At 66.3% G+C, this 1,829-nt stretch carries 3 protein-coding genes; 2 read left to right on the forward strand and 1 reads right to left on the reverse strand.

The features are described from left to right. The coding region (locus ACRDUX_RS31255) for a class I SAM-dependent methyltransferase (RefSeq protein ID WP_526419794.1) at positions 1 to 171 on the reverse strand (171 nt) is incomplete at its 3' end. A gap of 118 nt (positions 172 to 289) precedes the next feature. Between ACRDUX_RS31255 and ACRDUX_RS31260 the strand changes: the two genes are divergently transcribed. Together ACRDUX_RS31260 and ACRDUX_RS31265 are read left to right on the forward strand one after the other, a co-directional pair. After that, positions 290 to 1,114 carry an SDR family oxidoreductase gene (locus ACRDUX_RS31260; protein ID WP_526419790.1) on the forward strand — a complete coding sequence of 275 codons (825 nt, stop codon included), beginning with the start codon at positions 290 to 292 and terminating at the stop codon, positions 1,112 to 1,114. A 111-nt stretch (positions 1,115 to 1,225) separates the two neighbouring features. After that, positions 1,226 to 1,829, forward strand: a 604-nt coding sequence (locus tag ACRDUX_RS31265) for an aconitase family protein (protein ID WP_526419792.1), incomplete at its 3' end; no start/stop codon positions are given.

Genomic DNA, 1,829 nt, shown 5'->3' on the forward strand with positions numbered 1-1,829 from the left:
GTCGAGCACCGCGTCGCCGGGGCCGATCTGCAGCGCCGAACGCGTCGCCCGGCGCCAGTAGCGGTCCTGTCCCAGCGAGAGGACCGTGTTGGTCAGGTCGTAGCGGCGTGCGACCCCGTCGAACATCGACGCGACTTCAAGAGGGTCCTTCTCCAACGTCGCGCGGCTCACGGAATTAAAGCTACCTGTGAACACATCCCTTTCGGGAATGGGTCATCGCCGTCAGTGTTGCTTCAGGACGGTGCAACAGGACGTTGCAACGGGACGTGTCGAACTAAGAGGAGCAAGCATGGCTGAGAAGACCTGGTTCATCACCGGAGCGTCGCGAGGCTTCGGCAGGGAGTGGGCCATCGCCGCCCTGGAACGCGGTGACAAGGTCGCGGCGACCGCGCGTGACACCTCGACCCTTGACGACCTGACCGCGAAGTACGGCGAGGCGCTGCTGCCGATCGAGCTCGACGTCAACGACCACGACGCCGACTTCGCCGCCGTGAAGCAGGCCCACGACCACTTCGGCAGGCTCGACATCGTGGTGAACAACGCAGGCTACGGGCAGTTCGGCTTCATCGAGGAGCTGTCGGAGGCCGAGGCCAGGGCGCAGCTCGAGACCAACCTGTTCGGCGCGCTGTGGGTCACCCAGGCCGCGCTGCCGTACCTGCGCGAACAGCGCAGCGGGCACATCATCCAGGTGTCGTCCATCGGCGGCATCAGCGCGTTCGCGAACGTCGGCATCTACCACGCGTCCAAGTGGGCACTGGAGGGCTTCTCGCAGGCGCTGGCCTACGAGGTCGAGGCGTTCGGCATCCACGTCACGCTCGTCGAGCCGGGCGGCTTCTCCACCGACTGGGCCGGCTCGTCGTCGAAGAGGGCCGACGAACTCCCCGCCTACGCCGAGGCACACGCGAACGCACAGAAGCTCCGCGAGCAGCGCACCAGCAAGCAGGGCGACCCGCAGGCCTCCGCACGGGCGATCCTCAAGGTCGTCGACGCCGAGAAGCCGCCGCTGCGGGTGTTCTTCGGCGAGGCGCCGCTGCAGATCGCCAAGACGGATTACGAGAGCCGCCTGGCGACCTGGGAGCAATGGCAGCCCGTCGCCGTCCTGGCTCAGGGCTGAGAGGCTCCGCTGCCGAAACGCAACTAGCGCGAATACTCGCTCGCGGCCCGTTTGGTCGATCGCACACCGGGAAGACGTCAAGCAGTGCAGGCAACGGCAGGAGGATTCGAAATGCCGGCAAACGTCACCCAGAAGTTGATCGAGTCGCATCTGGAATCGGGCCAGATGACTCCCGGCGAGGAGATCGCCATCCGCATCGACCAGACGCTGACCCAGGACGCCACCGGCACGCTGGTGATGCAGGAACTCGAGGCGCTGGATCTGGAGCGGGCACGCACCGAGGTCAGTGTGCAGTACGTCGACCACAACCTCTTGCAGACCGACGAGAAGAACGCCGAGGACCACGAATACCTCCGGACCGCTGCGCAGCACTTCGGGCTGTGGTTCTCCAAACCGGGCAACGGGGTGTCGCACCCGACGCACATGCAGCGTTTCGGCATCCCCGGCAAGACGATGGCCGGCTCGGACTCCCACACCCCGGCCGCCGGCTCGCTGGGCATGCTCGCGATCGGCGTGGGCGGTCTGGAGGTGGCGGTCGCCATCGCGGGAAAACCGCTGCATCTTCGCATGCCGGAGGTGTGGGGTGTGCGTCTGGAAGGCGAACTGTCGGAATGGTGTTCGGCCAAGGACGTCATTCTCGAGATGCTCCGCCGCCACGACGTCACGGGCGGGGTCAACCGCATCATCGAATACCACGGGCCCGGGCTCACTAGCC

Source organism: Mycobacterium sp. (assembly GCF_050701675.1).
Taxonomy (GTDB): domain Bacteria; phylum Actinomycetota; class Actinomycetes; order Mycobacteriales; family Mycobacteriaceae; genus Mycobacterium.